Origin of the sequence: Vibrio harveyi NBRC 15634 = ATCC 14126 = KCTC 12724, from assembly GCF_001591145.1 — a bacterium.
Classification (GTDB): domain Bacteria; phylum Pseudomonadota; class Gammaproteobacteria; order Enterobacterales; family Vibrionaceae; genus Vibrio; species Vibrio harveyi.
Genome location: NZ_BCUF01000052.1, coordinates 1 through 15,474, shown reverse-complemented (window position 1 = coordinate 15,474; position 15,474 = coordinate 1). Strand labels below are relative to the sequence as shown.

Here is a 15,474-nt window from a genome sequence, read left to right as displayed (position 1 = left end):
TTATCATGGCTGTTAAACCAAAAGCGACCAAAACCAAAGTTGAACTACCACCGTTTGAATATCCACAAGGCTATCAATTGGTTGCCGGTGTTGATGAGGTAGGACGCGGTCCTTTGGTTGGCGATGTCGTGACTGCGGCAGTGATCTTAGATCCGAATAACCCAATTGAGGGTTTGAACGATTCTAAAAAACTGAGCGAGAAAAAACGCATGGCGCTGCTGCCAGAAATCAAAGAGAAAGCGTTGGCTTGGTCAGTAGGGCGCTGCTCTCCAGAAGAAATTGACGAGCTAAACATCCTGCAAGCGACGATGGTTGCTATGCAACGTGCGATCGCTGGTTTGGAAGTGCAGCCAGACTTAGCTCTTATCGACGGCAACCGTTGCCCGCAACTTCCGATGGACTCGCAAGCCGTCGTGAAGGGCGATTTGCGTGTTGCTGAAATCAGTGCTGCTTCTATCATTGCGAAAGTCGTTCGTGACCAAGAAATGGAAGAGTTAGACAAGCAATACCCACAATTTGGTTTTGCTAAGCACAAAGGTTACCCAACCAAAGCGCACTTTGAAGCAATTGAACAACACGGTGTGATCAGTGAGCATCGTAAGAGCTTCAAACCAGTAAAGAAAGCGCTCGGCATCGAAGAATAAGCCAAAGTGGTATAACGGGCATATCGGTGTTATAAACCATGCCCGCTTTAGGTTAGAATCCCAAACAAGATTTAGTTTTACGGTACCTGTTAATGTCAGATCCTAAGTTCATTCACCTTCGAATCCACAGTGATTTCTCGATGGTGGATGGTATCAACAAAGTTCCACCGCTCGTTAAGAAAGTCGCCGAGCTCGGCATGCCAGCAATGGCGTTGACCGATTTCACTAACCTATGTGGTTTGGTGAAATACTACGGCACTGCGCACGGCAGTGGTGTGAAACCAATCATCGGCGCAGATTTCAAAATGCAATCGGATGAGTTTGGTGAGGAACTGACGCAACTGACCCTATTGGCTGCAGATAACGAAGGTTACAAAAACCTGACCTTATTGATCTCTAAAGCCTACCTTCGTGGTCACGTACAACACCAACCTGTGATTGATAAAGCTTGGTTAGCCGAGCTGTCAGAAGGTGTGATCGTATTGTCTGGCGCGAAAAATGGTGAAATTGGTAAAGCGTTACTTAAGGGTAACCGCAAAGTGGTGGAAAGCTGTGTAGCGTTCTACCAAGAATATTTCCCAGACCGTTTCTATTTAGAGCTGGTTCGTACTGGTCGTTCCGACGAAGAGACTTACCTGCACTTTGCCATCGAATTGGCAGAAGAAACACAATTGCCAGTAGTCGCTACCAACGAAGTAGTCTTTATCAGCGAAGATTTATTTGACGCTCATGAAATTCGCGTTGCGATCCATGACGGTTACACACTAGAAGATCCGCGTCGTCCAAAGAATTACAGCCCAGAACAATACCTGCGTACTGAAGAGGAAATGTGCGAGCTGTTTGCCGACATTCCGGAAGCACTAGAAAACAGTGTCGAAATTGCCAAGCGCTGTAACGTCACAGTACGTCTTGGCGAATACTTCCTCCCAGCTTTCCCAACCGAGGGTATGGAAGAGACTGATTTCTTGGTCATGAAGTCTCGTGAAGGTCTGGAAGAGCGTCTAGAGTTCCTATTCCCAGATGAGGAAGAGCGCAAGCAACGTCGTCCTGAATACGATGATCGTCTACAAATCGAACTCGACGTAATCAACCAAATGGGATTCCCAGGTTACTTCTTGATCGTAATGGAGTTCATTCAGTGGTCGAAAGACAACGCGATTCCGGTAGGTCCGGGTCGTGGTTCGGGTGCTGGTTCTTTGGTGGCATACGCATTAAAAATCACCGATCTTGATCCGTTAGAATATGACCTTCTATTCGAACGTTTTTTGAACCCAGAACGTGTATCCATGCCCGATTTTGACGTCGACTTCTGTATGGATAAACGTGACCAAGTAATTGATCACGTAGCAGAAATGTACGGTCGTGATGCGGTATCACAGATCATCACCTTCGGTACCATGGCGGCAAAAGCGGTAATTCGCGACGTAGGTCGTGTACTGGGGCATCCGTTTGGTTTTGTAGACCGTATCTCCAAACTGGTACCGCCTGATCCGGGTATGACTCTGGAGAAAGCGTTTAAAGCTGAGCCAGCACTGCCTGAGTTGTATGATGCTGACGAAGAAGTTAAAGAACTGATCGATATGTGTCGCATCCTAGAAGGTTGTACACGTAACGCAGGTAAGCACGCGGGTGGTGTTGTAATCTCACCAACCACAATTACAGACTTCGCCCCGATTTATGCTGACTCGGAAGGTCACTTCCCAGTTACTCAGTTCGATAAGAACGACGTTGAAACCGCTGGTCTGGTTAAGTTTGACTTCTTGGGTCTGCGTACCTTAACCATCATCGACTGGGCGTTGGGTCTGATTAACCCGCGTCTAGAACGTGAAGGCAAAGATCCTGTTCGCATCGAATCGATTCCACTGGATGATGCGGCGTCATTCCGTTTGCTGCAAAACTCAGAAACCACTGCGGTATTCCAGCTTGAATCGCGCGGTATGAAAGAGCTGATTAAACGTCTGCAACCGGACTGTTTTGAAGACATCATCGCATTGGTGGCACTGTTCCGCCCAGGGCCGCTTCAGTCGGGCATGGTAGATAACTTTATCGACCGTAAGCACGGTCGTGAGGCGATCTCTTATCCTGATGAAAAGTGGCAACACGAATCGCTTAAAGAGATTCTGGATCCGACTTACGGCATCATCCTGTATCAAGAACAGGTAATGCAGATCGCACAGGTACTGTCTGGCTACACCCTTGGTGGTGCGGACATGCTTCGTCGTGCGATGGGTAAGAAAAAACCGGAAGAGATGGCGAAACAGCGTGCTACCTTCGAAGAGGGGGCAATTGCCAACGGTGTCGATGGCGAGTTGGCGATGAAGATCTTCGACTTGGTAGAGAAGTTCGCGGGTTACGGCTTTAACAAATCTCACTCGGCAGCCTACGCACTGGTTTCGTACCAAACGCTATGGCTGAAGATGCACTATCCAGCGGAATTCATGGCAGCGGTAATGACTGCCGATATGGATAACACTGAGAAAGTGGTTGGCTTAGTTGACGAATGTTTCCGCATGAAGCTCACCGTGCTTCCGCCTGACATCAATGCCGGCTTGTACCGCTTTAACGTAGACGAGAATGGCGCGATTGTTTATGGCATCGGCGCGATTAAAGGTGTGGGTGAAGGTCCAATCGATGCGATCTTGGAAGCGCGCAACAAAGGCGGTCACTTCATCGACCTATTTGATTTTTGTGCGCGAATCGACCTGAAAAAGGTCAACAAACGTGTCATCGAAAAGCTGATTTACGCAGGCGCACTCGATAGACTGGGTCCACACCGTGCGGCACTAATGGCATCGCTTAATGACGCGGTGAAAGCGGCAAGCCAACACCACCAAGCGGAAGCATTTGGTCAAACGGATATGTTCGGTGTATTGACCGATGCTCCGGAAGAGGTGGAACACAAATATACTCAGGTGCCAGCATGGCCAGAGAAAGTATGGTTAGAGGGTGAACGTGAGACGCTCGGTTTATATTTGACCGGGCACCCAGTTAACGCATACATAAAGGAACTAAATAAGTACGTTAGTTGTCGACTAAAAGACGCAACCCCAACTCGTCGTGATCAATCTGTGACAGTCGCGGGTTTGGTGATTGCAGCTCGTGTTATGACAACCAAGCGCGGTACACGAATCGGTATCATGACTCTGGACGACCGAAGTGGTCGAATGGAGGTGATGTTGTTCTCGGATGCGCTTGATAGGTATGCAGAACTTCTCGAAAAAGATAAAATTTTGGTTGTTTCTGGACAGGTCAGCTTTGATGACTTCAACGGTGGCCTTAAAATGTCGGCGCGTGAAGTTATGGATCTGGGTACTGCGCGTGAGAAATATGCACGTGGTTTGTCAGTATCAATTGATGCTAAACAGATTAACGATAAATTCTTTGAGCAATTTACTCGTATTTTAGAACCGCACAAAGCCGGAACCGTACCTGTCAATGTATACTACCAGCGTGCCGACGCCAGAGCGCGGTTAACATTGGGCACCGAATGGCGAGTAACGCCAAGTGATACATTACTAGACGATTTAAAACAGTTACTTGGTAAGAGCCAAGTAGAACTCGAATTTAACTAAAAAATTCAGCGCAATACGTAAGACGCTGAGTCAAAAAGGATTCATAGATGAGCCTAAACTTTCTTGAATTTGAAAAGCCAATTGCAGAACTAGAAGCGAAAATTGAAGCGCTACGTGACGTATCTCGTCACGGTGGTGATTCTGCAATTGACCTTGATAAAGAAATCGAACAGCTTGAGAAGAAGAGCCTAGAGCTTAAGAAGAAAACCTTCAGCGACCTAGGTGCATGGGAAACAGCTCAACTGGCTCGTCACCCTTTACGTCCATACACGCTAGATTACATTCAGCACGTCTTCGAAGAGTTTGATGAGCTTGCGGGTGACCGCGCGTTCGCAGACGACAAAGCGATCGTTGGTGGTATTGCTCGTCTTGAAGGTCGTCCTGTGATGATCATTGGTCACCAAAAAGGTCGTGAAACCAAAGAAAAAGTAAAACGTAACTTTGGTATGCCAAAGCCTGAAGGTTACCGTAAAGCACTGCGTTTGATGGAAATGGCTGAGCGTTTCAACATGCCAATCATCACTTTCATCGACACAGCAGGTGCGTACCCAGGTGTTGGCGCTGAAGAGCGTGGTCAATCAGAAGCCATCGCGAAGAACCTTAAAGTGATGTCTGGTCTTAAAGTACCAGTAATCTGTAACGTTGTTGGTGAAGGCGGTTCTGGTGGTGCACTCGCTATTGGTGTTGGTGACTACGTAAACATGCTTCAGTACTCAACGTATTCAGTAATCTCTCCGGAAGGTTGTGCTTCAATTCTATGGCGTGATTCAGACAAAGCGCCTCAAGCAGCAGAAGCAATGGGTCTAACAGCTCCGCGCCTAAAAGAGCTTGAGCTTATTGACGAAATCATTGAAGAGCCGCTAGGTGGCGCGCACCGCGACCACGTTCAAATGGCTGCAAACATGAAAGCTAACTTGCTTCGTCAGCTAGAAGACCTTGAGCAACTAGACCACGAAACGCTACTAGAGCGTCGTTACCAACGTCTAATGAACTACGGTTACTGCTAAGCGCTAGCTGATATCTCGCAAGATAACAGATAAAATAGAAAGGGTTGGGCATATGCCTAACCCTTTTTTGTTTCTATCGGATGGCTTATGGAATCGCTTTACTCGCATTTTGCTCAAGTTCTCGACCGCTATTTTCAACCAGATACAAAGATTGTCTTGGCGTTTAGCGGCGGGGTTGATTCGCGTCTGCTACTTGAGCTACTCAGTCGTTATCAGCAAGTGAACTCAACTGAATCTAAGTTACTCAGGTGTCAGGCGGTATACGTTCATCATGGTTTAAGTTCGAATGCCGATGATTGGGCAGACAAATGCTTGCTATGGGCAAAACATGTGAACATTCCATGCACTGTTGAACGGGTTGAGTTAGACATCAACAGCGGTGAAAGTATCGAGTTGTTGGCACGTGAAGCTCGTTACCAAGCCTTAGAAAAGCATATCCAAATGGGTGACTTATTGCTGACAGGGCAACATGCCGATGACCAAGTGGAAACCTTCTTGTTAGCACTTAAACGAGGCAGTGGACCAAAGGGGTTATCAGCAATGGCTGAAAGCATGCCGTTTGCTGGTGGCATATTAGTTCGTCCGTTGCTGACCGTTAAGCGAGAGCAAATCGAAGCGGCAGCCAGAGAGCAAAAACTGGACTGGGTAGAAGACGAAAGTAACCAAGATATTCGTTACGACCGTAACTTCCTCCGTCATCGAATTGTGCCTGAGTTATCTGAACGTTGGCCGAGTGTCCATCAAGCCGTTCAGCGCAGTGCGAGTTTATGCGCGCAACAAGAAGCCTTGTTGGATGAACTGCTAGGAGCGGCATTTGAGCGTGTTTTGCAAACTGATCTCAGCGTGAGTATTGAAGCACTCAATGAACACAGTGAACTCGCGCGGGCAAGGCTTATCCGAATGTGGCTAGCAAAACTTGCAGTCAACATGCCGACGCAGGTGCAACTCAATCTGATTTGGAATGAAGTCGCTTTGGCGCAACAAGATGCCAACCCAAAGCTCAAGCTCAAACAAGGCGAAGTGCGCCGCTTTCAACATCGTCTTTACTGGGTGAAAGAAAGTGTCGATGTCACAACATGGCACAGCCAAATTCAGCTCGACACACGATTGGTACTGCCTGAACATTTAGGAGAGTTGACGCTAAGCACAAGCTCAGATAACGCGACAATAGCGTTACCGTCCCAGCCAGATCTGCTCAGAGTGACGTTTAATCCAGAGGGGCTTTCTGCGCACCCAACCACGCGGAATCACAGTCGTAAGCTGAAAAAGTTGTTTCAAGAGTACAATGTGCCAAGTTGGCTACGTCGTCAAATTCCGATTTTGATGTACCAAAATCAGGTAGTCGCCGTTGGAGATTTGTTTGTTGATCAGGCTTTCAGTGGTCAAGACTGTGAACTTATCTGGCGCAAGGCGTTGTAATTCATGCCACAATATCGAATATAAAAAACAGATACTTAAATAAAAACGATTAGGTGAAGCAATGAAGAAAACAATCATGGGCGCAATGGTGGCGCTAACCATGTTGAGTGGGCAAGCACTGGCTGCTGGAGATGCAGCGGCAGGACAAGCGAAAGCTGCTGTGTGTGCCGCTTGTCATGGCGCGGATGGTATCGCGGTGATTCCGGGTTATCCAAATCTGAAAGGGCAGAACGAGCAATACATTGAAAGCTCGATCAAAGCGTATAAAGCGGGTCAACGTACCGGCGGTCTTGCGCCTGTGATGCAAGCACAAGCGAACTTGCTCTCTGACGAGGATATTGCGAACCTGGCGGCATACTATGCGAGCTTAAAATAGGTACGAACAATAGGTTACGTTAAGCCAGAGTTTTTGCTCTGGCTTTTTACTATTGACGAACACAACGTATGGTCTCAGTCACCTTGTATTTTGTTGCGTTCTTTGTCAAATAAACTCCATCAGCGTCAGGATTTTCAGTCGCTTGGTAATAACAAGGATTGAATGTTGTGGGACGCTAACCGATAATATGCGCAAACGATTGAAGCTTAAGGGATGAACATGAAAAAGATTGAAGCGATTATCAAGCCATTCAAATTGGATGATGTTCGAGAAGCATTGGCTGAAGTAGGCATTACAGGGATGACCGTCTCTGAAGTGAAAGGCTTTGGTCGCCAAAAAGGGCACACTGAGTTGTACCGTGGCGCAGAGTACATGGTGGATTTTCTGCCTAAAGTGAAGCTAGAAATCGTTGTGACTGAAGACGTTGCAGACAAGTGCGTAGAAACTATCATCGAAACAGCGCAAACGGGCAAGATTGGTGATGGTAAGATTTTCGTGACCGACGTAGAACGCGTAGTACGTATCCGTACAGGTGAAGAAGACGAAGACGCAATCTAACTCCGTCGAGATAGAATTAAGATTTCACTTCATTATGTGGTGAAAATTTGAGTAAGCTAAAAGGGAGCCGCGCATGGCTCCTTTTTTATTATTCGCATTTTATACCCAAGTAACCTCGAGATGCGTAGTTCAGCGAAAGTGACTTGGTTTGTAGAAGCGGCAACGTTCTGAATTCTGCATCTTGAAGCCACTCGGGTATATATGTGACATTTTTGTGTTTAGGTAGGTTTATGTATCAGCGTTTTGCTTTTGCGTTAGTTTTTCTCATTATCGCTGGGTTTGTGAGCTTTCAGGCCATTTTCACCGTGCCAGAACAGCCGCAAATTATTACTCAAACAGGGGCGAATATTACTCAAAACATCCGTTGTATGGAGTTTGATAAACCGCAAGCGCTCGATAAGGACGGTGAATTAAATGTCTTGGTGTGGAATATCTATAAACAGAACCGTGATAACTGGCAACAAGCATTGGATGTGTTTTCTGCCAATAAACAACTGTTGCTTCTACAAGAAGCGAGCTTAACAGATGAGTTTAAGAATTGGTTGGTAGAAGGGCATTGGGTGAGTAATCAAGTCAGTGCGTTCAAAGCATTGGGCAGCGGTGCTGGTGTGATTAGCATTGCTCAGCAAGCGCCAATCCGAGCTTGTGCGTATACATCGAAAGAGCCGTGGCTGCGTTTGCCGAAATCTGCGCTGTACAGCAAATATCAACTGAGCAATGGTCAAACTTTGGCAGTCGTGAACATTCATGCAATTAACTTTACCGTGGGCACAGAAGAATACACATCGCAGTTGTCTGCGTTAGAGATGGTATTGAAGGAGCACCAAGGCCCAATTCTGTTTGCTGGGGATTTTAATAGCTGGAGTGAAGAACGTGTCGCTGCGATGAAAAAGGCGTTACAAAAAGCGCATCTTCAAGAGGCTAAGTTTAACCAAGATGACCGAACTCAATTCATTACGGGATTGCCACTTGACCATGTTTTTTATCGTGGTCTGACCCTCAAAAATGCGAAAGCGCCGCAGAGCGACGCTTCCGATCATAATCCACTGTTGGTGTCATTTATGCTCAACGATGAGCGCTGACAGCGTTAAGTTCGCTTGAGGACTTAAGTAATAACGATGTACAGTGCCCAAATCACGTAGAATGCAATCCAAGGCAGGCTCGAAATCACAAGAGCCTGTCCGCGTTCAAACTCAGTCCAAGTTAGAACCACGCCATAACCTAATACAATGTACCAAGGCAGCAATAGCGGTAGTGAGCTTGCAAAATGTGACCATTCGTTGGTTAACGGCAGTTTCAACAGGCCGTTAAGACTGTTTAGGTCTGCAGCGTAAGTCATCACTTCACCGTGTTTCAAAAGTAGGCTCGCGTAGCTGGCGATGTCACCCAGTACAGCAGGGAATAGAATTGCGCTTGAAGCGGCAAACCATTTCCAGTAACCGTATTGTTGTTTGCTCGCTTTTGTCGCTAGAAGGAACCAAAGCGACAGTAGAAGTAGCGTTGCAAAACGGTTAAACACGTCATTGATAATGGCACTTGCCATCAGCGTGTTCGGCTCCAACAGTTCAATCTGCTTAGGATTGACCTGTTGGAACTGAGCGGTTAATTGTTCACTCAACCAAGTGAAATCCACATTCGAGAAATAGGCACCCCAAAACAGGAATGGGCTGATCATCAAGAAGATGAACGGTTGCCACCCCCAGCCTCCACGCTGATACAGCGCCAAGAAGCACGATGTTGGAGATCGGAAAATATCCAACAACATTACAAGCGGGTTACTCGATGGGTTCATACACTTACCTTAGTTACGTCAACATACAACTTAAGCTTCTGACCTGGTTTCAGGTACTTCTGCTTTTGAAGAGAATTCCATTTCACGATGTCGTTACTCTTCACCTTAAACTTGCTTGCAATACCACTGATGGTGTCGCCTGAGCGTACGTTGTAGAACACAGTGCGAATTACCGCACCTTTGTCTGAGTTCTTCCAAATCACCAGTTTTTGACCGACGCGCAGTGTGTCTTTTGGTCCCATACCGTTCCATTTCGCTAGGGATTTATGAGAGACCTTGTTCTCACGCGCGATAGACCACAAGCTCTCGCCAGATTGGACGGTGTGCGTCAATTTGTATTGACCACGAGCTTGAGATTGCATTTTGTTGAGGCGATTTTCAGCACTTAAAGCGTACTTAGAATCGTCTTTTGTTGACGTTGGGATCATCAGGTACTGACCAACGCGGATATTGTTGTTTGATAAACCATTAGCACGTTGGATAACTTTCGTTGTCGTGCCGTACTTTTGAGCGAGCACGCTGAGTGAGTCACCAGACTTCACTTTGTAGCGTGCTACTTTAACCCCTTTACCACGGTTCTTTTTCATTTGGGCAAGGAACTGATCCTTTTTCTCAATAGGAATAAGAAGTTGATGTGGTCCTTCTGGGGCGGTAGACCATTGGTTGTAAGCAGGGTTGTAACCTTGTAGCTCTTTTACGCCAATGCCTGCGTAATCAGCAGCAATCGCAAGATCGAGTTGCTCTTTCGGATCAACAAGTGTCAGTACTGGTTTGTTTGGGATCGGTGGGATCTCGATACCGTACTTATCTTGGTTAGCGACGATGTCGGCAAGAGCAAGGAGTTTAGGAACGTAACTGCTTGTCTCCTTTGGAAGATCCAAAGAGAAGAAGTCTGTTGGCTTACCAAGCTTTTTGTTCTTACGAATGGCACTTGATACACGACCACCACCACTGTTGTACGCCGCGATAGCATGATCCCAGTTACCATCAAAGCGCTTGCTTTGTTGCTCTAGGTAATCGAGTGCAGCATTAGTTGACGCGTACACGTCGCGACGACCGTCGTACCAGTAGTTTTGCTCTAGTCCCATCATTTTGCCCGTACCAGGCACGAACTGCCAAAGCCCTGCTGCGCTGCCGTGCGAGTATGCAAACGCATCAAACGAGCTCTCTACCACAGGCAGAAGCGCCAACTCCATTGGCAGTCCACGTTCTTCGATGCGTTTTGTAATCATGTACAAAAACGGCTGTGCACGTTCTGAAACGGTGCGCAGGTGGCTAGGGTGCTTCAAATACCATGTGCGGTAGTAAGCAATTTTCTTGTTGTCTGGGATGTCCATCTCAAGTTGCATGCCGATACGTCGCCATACATCTTTTTGTTCCTGAGGAGAAAGGGCTTTTGGGGTCTCTTTAGCAGATTTCTTTGCTATTGATTGCTTTTTCTCGGAGTCCGTTTGAGCTGCATCTTGTTTTACTGCTTGCTCGGACTTATTGGTTTCTGGTGCTGGAGTGTTTGTTGAATCTGACTGAGTCAATTGACAGCCAGAAAGTAATAACGCCAACGCCCAACTGTACTTTAAACGCATGGATTCAGCCTATTTAGGGCCTGTTTATCTTCTCCTGCCTGTCGCGCAGCTAAGGTGCGTGGCAGTCGCAAGATAATAGACATCTTGTAACACTAACTAAAAGTAGGGCACATAGCCGCTACTGTATGCGTTTGGGTGAAATACAAACTGCTTTATATCAGCCCCTAAACGCAATAGAAGCGCCAGAGGCGCTTCTATGAAAATCAGCTCACGATAATACTTGCGTCGAGCAAGTTTACAAGCAGAAATTGGTTAAAATTCGTTCTTCCACTCACGTAGAGCTGTAAAAACCGAGCATGGATCGCTATTTTCAATACGGTTTGCGACGGATTGAATAACTTCCGCGTTGGTCGCACGAAGGAATGGGTTAATGAGTTTCTCTTTACGCAGCGTTGTCGGGAGAGTTGGAATGTTCAGTCCACGTAGGCGATTTACGTCGTCGCGGTACTGGCGCAAGTGTTCATTATCCGGCTCAACGGCAAGGGCAAATGCTACGTTACTTGCGGTGTATTCATGAGCGGAGAATACTTCGGTTTCTTCAGGAAGCTTTGAAAGCTTACTTAGGGATTCGAACATCTGCTCTGGTGTGCCTTCAAAAATGCGACCGCAACCAGCTGAGAACAACACATCGCCGCAGAAAAGCTTACCGTCGCCGACATAGCCAATGTGACCCAGAGTGTGACCTGGTAAGCCAAGTACCATAAAGATTTCGCCAAACAACTCTAGTTTGTCGCCTTCTTCCATCGCATTGGTTAAAGTTGGAATAGGCTCCGCTTTTGGACCTACCACAGAAACATGTGGAAAAGCATGAACTAAATCTGGAACGCCACCAATGTGATCGTTGTGGTGGTGCGTAATTAAGATCGCTTCTAAAGTTAATTCGTTAGCCTGCAAATATTCTAACACTGGCTTAGCATCGCCCGGATCGACCACCGCACAACGCTTGTCGCTATTTTGTATCAGCCAGATGTAATTATCATTAAATGCGGGTATGCTTTTGATCTCTAACACGATTCGTTCTCCGTCACCCTTTTAATAGTCAGGTGGTTAATGAAACCAGCACTCAGCAACAAAACTTTACAGCACCCATCGACTTGGTCTGAAATGAACAATGGTCCATGGGTACTTGAGTCAATCCAAACCCGCCTTGATGAGTGGTGTCCGAAGCTGTTCGGTTACCACATGTTGAAATTGGGTGGCTTGAGCTGTGAGCTAACCAGCTGTAGTTGTAACATTCAACACCAAGTCAACGTAGATATCCAGAACCCGTTGCATAATGTCATCGCAGATGGTTACGAATTACCCTTTTTAGAGAAAAGCTTTGATGTTGTTGTGCTGGCTCATCAGCTTGACTATGCAAGTGATCCCCATCGGTTGCTACGTGAAGTTGACCGCGTCATGATGGATGATGGTTATCTTATTATTACGGGGTTTAATCCGATCAGTCTCACTGGTGTAGCAAGTTTGTTGCCTTGGCGCAGAAACAACTTACCATGGAGCGGACGTATGTTCACCGCCAACCGTATCAAAGACTGGTTAGGTGTATTGAACTATCAAGTGATTCATTGTGACCGTTACGCGCTGTTTCCTATGACGCGTTACAAAACTATGTGGACGTGGCTAGAAAATAGCTTAGGCGATTGGGCATCACCGGCAGGAAGTTTGTACTATATCGTTGCTCGTAAACGAACGTACCCTCTCAAACCGATCAAGCCGCATTGGCGCTTGAAGAGAAAGTTAACACCATTGGGCGTGATGAACAGAGAGGGCAGTGCAGTGAAAAAGGTCTCAAGCGGTAAAAACTAAGACGCTTGGTACCCTGTATCTTCTTCGGTTGGGTTTTCTGCGGCTGCGCGTGCTAGCTCATCACAGATTTCGTTTTCACGATGACCCGCATGACCTTTCACCCAGTGCCAATCTACTTGGTGGCGAGCGGTTTCTTTATCGAGTGCTTGCCATAGATCGGCGTTCTTTACCGGCTTTTTATCTGCGGTCTTCCAGCCACGTTTTTTCCAGTTGTGTATCCATTGCGTAATGCCTTGGCGCACGTACTGGCTATCCGTTGTTAACGTTACTTGGCATGGCTCTTTTAACGTTTGAAGTGCCACTACTGCTGCCAACATTTCCATACGGTTGTTGGTCGTCAATGTGTAGCCTTTTGCTAGCGTCTTTTCTGTTTGCTTGTAACGCAGAACAATGCCGTAACCACCTGGACCAGGATTGCCTAAACAAGATCCATCAGTGAAAATCTCAACGTGTTTGGTCATATTTTTGGTACTATTAGCCGAAACATTTAATAAAGCATAGTCTGACACACATAACCTTATGAATACCAGCAGCAATTCTGAACATAATCGTATTGTCGTACTCGATACCGAAACCACGGGTATGAACCTCGAAGGCGGCCCGCACTACATGGGTCACCGCATTATCGAGATCGGTGCCGTGGAAATCATCAACCGTAAGCTAACTGGTCGTCACTTCCACGTTTACCTAAAACCGGACCGTGACATTCAGCCAGATGCAATTGAAGTACACGGTATCACCGATGAGTTTCTTGTCGACAAGCCGGACTATGCAAATGTCCACCAAGAGTTTTTAGATTTCATCAAAGGTGCCGAGTTGGTTGCCCACAACGCGCCCTTCGATACCGGCTTTATGGATTACGAGTTTGAAATGCTCGATCCGACGATCGGTAAAACCGATGACTTCTGTAAGGTGACTGATACCCTTGCCATGGCGAAGAAAATCTTCCCAGGCAAACGAAACAACCTCGACGTTTTGTGTGAACGTTACGGCATTGATAACTCACACCGTACGCTCCACGGGGCATTGCTCGATGCGGAGATTCTAGCTGACGTTTACCTACTGATGACTGGTGGACAAACAAGCCTAGAATTCAACGCTAACAAGAGTGACGGCGGTGCAGAAGGTATTCGTCGTGTTGAAGGAAGAAAAGCGCTAAAGGTTTTGCGTGCAACTGCCGATGAAGTAGAAGCACACCAGAAAAGATTGGAACTGGTGAACGACAGTATTTGGCAGTAATAGGAGAGACTATGTTGAGGGCTTTGTCAGTCGCTATTTTAGCGTTCTGGAGTTGTTTCGCGTTTTCTGCGAGCGAGTCCGCCATGTCTTTGTTAGATAACCGATTTCGTGTCGACCCAACCATCGAACAAATTACCTTTCTGGTTTATCGCGAACAGAGCTCTCAGCCCGTTGTTCTTGTCCGTCCTGATGGCAAAAAATATTATGCATGGGGTACCTACGACAATGTGCGTTGGTACCAAGAGCCTTCTCTGGACATCATATCGATTGATAACCCAATGCCAGGTCCTTGGCAGGCGGTGGGTAAGGTCACACCTAAAAACAACATCCGTCTGATTTCACATCTCAAGCTGAGTACCGATGTGTTCCCTAATCGCCTTTACCACAGTGAGGCGCTTAAGTTCACCGCGCGTTTAACCTCAGACGATCAACCGTTGGTATTGAGAGATTTTCTAGACCGCGTCAATCTGCGCGTCACCTTCACCAAATTTGTTGAGAATGAAGACGAACTGATCAAAGAAGCGCGACCAGTACCTATGGTGATCGGTGAGTTTGCCGATGATGGTCGTGGTTTGGATGAAAAAGCAGGTGATGGTGTATTTACGGTTCAGCTACCAATTGATGTTGAGCCGGGTAAGTACCGCGCACGCATTACATCAGGTAACGGGGTTTTCCTGAGAGCGCAAGAACAAATCGTGCTGGTCTATCCATCGCCAATTACGCGCACCTTTATTCAATCACGTCATGCAGACCAACCGCATCAGCTGGTGGTCAGTGGTGAACAAGGCATGATCACTCCGGGCTCTATTGCGGTGAACATTGAGCAGGAAGCGCCCGATGGTTTTATTAGTTATAGCCAAGGTCAAGTGTCGGCTGATGGCACGAAAACCACGCTCAAAATGGACAACGATCCAGAGCTAGGTAAATACTCATGGCACGGTGAGGTGTTTGCAACTGACTTAGCGACTAAGCGTTCATTAGTCTTCCCAATCAAAGAACAGTCATTTAGTGTTGTTGAAGAGGTGGATCTTGAAGCGGCTCGTGTCGCGAAAGAGGCGGAACTCGCTGAGCAGCGTCGTATTGAAATGGAAAAACGCATCATTGCTGAGCGCGAAGCGGAACGTAAGCGCAGTATGATCATCATAGGTATCGGAAACGTCATCGCACTGATTCTAGTGGTGCTATTCTGGATCATATGGAGCAAGGTAAAAGCTAAACGTCAAGCTATGCCAGAGATGCAATTGGAAGTCCCTAAGAAGTAGGGCAAAGAAATGAGATTATAGAACGGAGCCGATTGGCTCCGTTTTTGTTAGATCGTCTTACTAGAGTTTTATACCCAAGTAACTCAGATACTCGGGTTCAGCGAGAATGAGTTGATGTGTAGACGCTGCGGCGATTTAAAGATCTTGATTCTAAATCAAGAATCGGCAACAAAGTATACAAGCCAAGGCCCTTACTATTTGTAAAGAGTGCCCTTT

General features: G+C 46.8%; 14 protein-coding genes. 10 read left to right on the top strand and 4 right to left on the bottom strand.

Annotation, left to right across the window (positions count from 1 at the left end; translation table 11 throughout):
- The first annotated feature begins 5 nt into the window (after positions 1-5).
- From rnhB to VHA02S_RS20920, 7 genes are all read left to right on the top strand, one after another.
- Positions 6-644: a ribonuclease HII gene (rnhB, locus tag VHA02S_RS20950; protein WP_005446160.1), complete on the top strand. Its 639-nt coding sequence runs from the start codon at positions 6-8 to the stop codon at positions 642-644.
- A gap of 92 nt (positions 645-736) precedes the next feature.
- Positions 737-4,216, top strand: a complete 3,480-nt coding sequence (dnaE, locus tag VHA02S_RS20945) for a DNA polymerase III subunit alpha (protein ID WP_038899076.1) — start codon at positions 737-739, stop codon at positions 4,214-4,216.
- A gap of 47 nt (positions 4,217-4,263) precedes the next feature.
- Positions 4,264-5,223 (top strand): acetyl-CoA carboxylase carboxyl transferase subunit alpha, encoded by a 960-nt coding sequence (accA, locus tag VHA02S_RS20940; RefSeq protein ID WP_005446156.1) that lies wholly within the window; start codon positions 4,264-4,266, stop codon positions 5,221-5,223.
- 87 nt (positions 5,224-5,310) lie between these two features.
- Positions 5,311-6,642 carry a tRNA lysidine(34) synthetase TilS gene (gene tilS, locus VHA02S_RS20935; protein WP_038899077.1) on the top strand — a complete coding sequence of 444 codons (1,332 nt, stop codon included), beginning with the start codon at positions 5,311-5,313 and terminating at the stop codon, positions 6,640-6,642.
- Positions 6,643-6,703: 61 nt separating this feature from the next.
- A complete protein-coding gene (locus VHA02S_RS20930; protein ID WP_005446152.1) occupies positions 6,704-7,018 on the top strand; it encodes a c-type cytochrome in 315 nt (104 codons plus the stop codon).
- Positions 7,019-7,237: 219 nt separating this feature from the next.
- The gene (gene glnB, locus VHA02S_RS20925) at positions 7,238-7,576 is read left to right on the top strand and encodes a nitrogen regulatory protein P-II (protein ID WP_005436810.1); all 339 of its coding nucleotides are present in this window, start codon (positions 7,238-7,240) and stop codon (positions 7,574-7,576) included.
- A gap of 230 nt (positions 7,577-7,806) precedes the next feature.
- Entirely contained in the window at positions 7,807-8,658 is an 852-nt protein-coding gene (locus VHA02S_RS20920; RefSeq protein WP_038899078.1) for an endonuclease/exonuclease/phosphatase family protein, read from the top strand.
- Positions 8,659-8,681: 23 nt separating this feature from the next.
- Here the strand turns inward: VHA02S_RS20920 and VHA02S_RS20915 are convergent, their stop codons facing one another.
- The 3 genes from VHA02S_RS20915 to gloB form a co-directional block, all read right to left on the bottom strand.
- Positions 8,682-9,368 (bottom strand): YIP1 family protein, encoded by a 687-nt coding sequence (locus VHA02S_RS20915; RefSeq protein WP_038899079.1) that lies wholly within the window; start codon positions 9,366-9,368, stop codon positions 8,682-8,684.
- A complete protein-coding gene (locus VHA02S_RS20910; protein WP_038899080.1) occupies positions 9,365-10,951 on the bottom strand; it encodes a lytic transglycosylase in 1,587 nt (528 codons plus the stop codon). Before VHA02S_RS20910 ends, VHA02S_RS20915 begins: the two co-directional genes overlap by 4 nt.
- Positions 10,952-11,203: 252 nt before the next feature.
- On the bottom strand, positions 11,204-11,962 hold the full coding sequence (gloB, locus tag VHA02S_RS20905; protein WP_009703865.1) for a hydroxyacylglutathione hydrolase: 759 nt from the start codon (positions 11,960-11,962) through the stop codon (positions 11,204-11,206).
- Between the two features lie 39 nt (positions 11,963-12,001).
- On the opposite strand from gloB, the gene VHA02S_RS20900 reads away from it, so the two are divergent.
- Positions 12,002-12,757, top strand: coding sequence for a class I SAM-dependent methyltransferase (locus VHA02S_RS20900; protein ID WP_005446141.1), 756 nt, complete (start codon positions 12,002-12,004; stop codon positions 12,755-12,757).
- Here the strand turns inward: VHA02S_RS20900 and rnhA are convergent.
- Positions 12,754-13,218 (bottom strand): ribonuclease HI, encoded by a 465-nt coding sequence (gene rnhA / locus VHA02S_RS20895; protein WP_005446139.1) that lies wholly within the window; start codon positions 13,216-13,218, stop codon positions 12,754-12,756. The two genes, VHA02S_RS20900 and rnhA, sit on opposite strands and share 4 nt — an antisense overlap.
- A gap of 58 nt (positions 13,219-13,276) precedes the next feature.
- On the opposite strand from rnhA, the gene dnaQ reads away from it, so the two are divergent.
- Positions 13,277-13,996 carry a DNA polymerase III subunit epsilon gene (gene dnaQ, locus VHA02S_RS20890; RefSeq protein ID WP_038899081.1) on the top strand — a complete coding sequence of 240 codons (720 nt, stop codon included), beginning with the start codon at positions 13,277-13,279 and terminating at the stop codon, positions 13,994-13,996.
- A gap of 11 nt (positions 13,997-14,007) precedes the next feature.
- The gene (locus tag VHA02S_RS20885; protein WP_009698629.1) at positions 14,008-15,258 is read left to right on the top strand and encodes a TIGR03503 family protein; all 1,251 of its coding nucleotides are present in this window, start codon (positions 14,008-14,010) and stop codon (positions 15,256-15,258) included.
- Positions 15,259-15,474: the final 216 nt, after the last annotated feature.

What these genes read in the sequence shown, in the direction of transcription:
- rnhB (WP_005446160.1), top strand. Translation starts at nt 6, where the DNA reads ATGGCTGTTAAACCAAAAGCGACCAAAACCAAAGTTGAACTACCACCG.
- dnaE (WP_038899076.1), top strand. Translation starts at nt 737, where the DNA reads ATGTCAGATCCTAAGTTCATTCACCTTCGAATCCACAGTGATTTCTCG.
- accA (WP_005446156.1), top strand. Translation starts at nt 4,264, where the DNA reads ATGAGCCTAAACTTTCTTGAATTTGAAAAGCCAATTGCAGAACTAGAA.
- tilS (WP_038899077.1), top strand. Translation starts at nt 5,311, where the DNA reads ATGGAATCGCTTTACTCGCATTTTGCTCAAGTTCTCGACCGCTATTTT.
- VHA02S_RS20930 (WP_005446152.1), top strand. Translation starts at nt 6,704, where the DNA reads ATGAAGAAAACAATCATGGGCGCAATGGTGGCGCTAACCATGTTGAGT.
- glnB (WP_005436810.1), top strand. Translation starts at nt 7,238, where the DNA reads ATGAAAAAGATTGAAGCGATTATCAAGCCATTCAAATTGGATGATGTT.
- VHA02S_RS20920 (WP_038899078.1), top strand. Translation starts at nt 7,807, where the DNA reads ATGTATCAGCGTTTTGCTTTTGCGTTAGTTTTTCTCATTATCGCTGGG.
- VHA02S_RS20915 (WP_038899079.1), bottom strand. Translation starts at nt 9,368, where the DNA reads ATGAACCCATCGAGTAACCCGCTTGTAATGTTGTTGGATATTTTCCGA.
- VHA02S_RS20910 (WP_038899080.1), bottom strand. Translation starts at nt 10,951, where the DNA reads ATGCGTTTAAAGTACAGTTGGGCGTTGGCGTTATTACTTTCTGGCTGT.
- VHA02S_RS20900 (WP_005446141.1), top strand. Translation starts at nt 12,002, where the DNA reads ATGAAACCAGCACTCAGCAACAAAACTTTACAGCACCCATCGACTTGG.
- rnhA (WP_005446139.1), bottom strand. Translation starts at nt 13,218, where the DNA reads ATGACCAAACACGTTGAGATTTTCACTGATGGATCTTGTTTAGGCAAT.
- dnaQ (WP_038899081.1), top strand. Translation starts at nt 13,277, where the DNA reads ATGAATACCAGCAGCAATTCTGAACATAATCGTATTGTCGTACTCGAT.
- VHA02S_RS20885 (WP_009698629.1), top strand. Translation starts at nt 14,008, where the DNA reads ATGTTGAGGGCTTTGTCAGTCGCTATTTTAGCGTTCTGGAGTTGTTTC.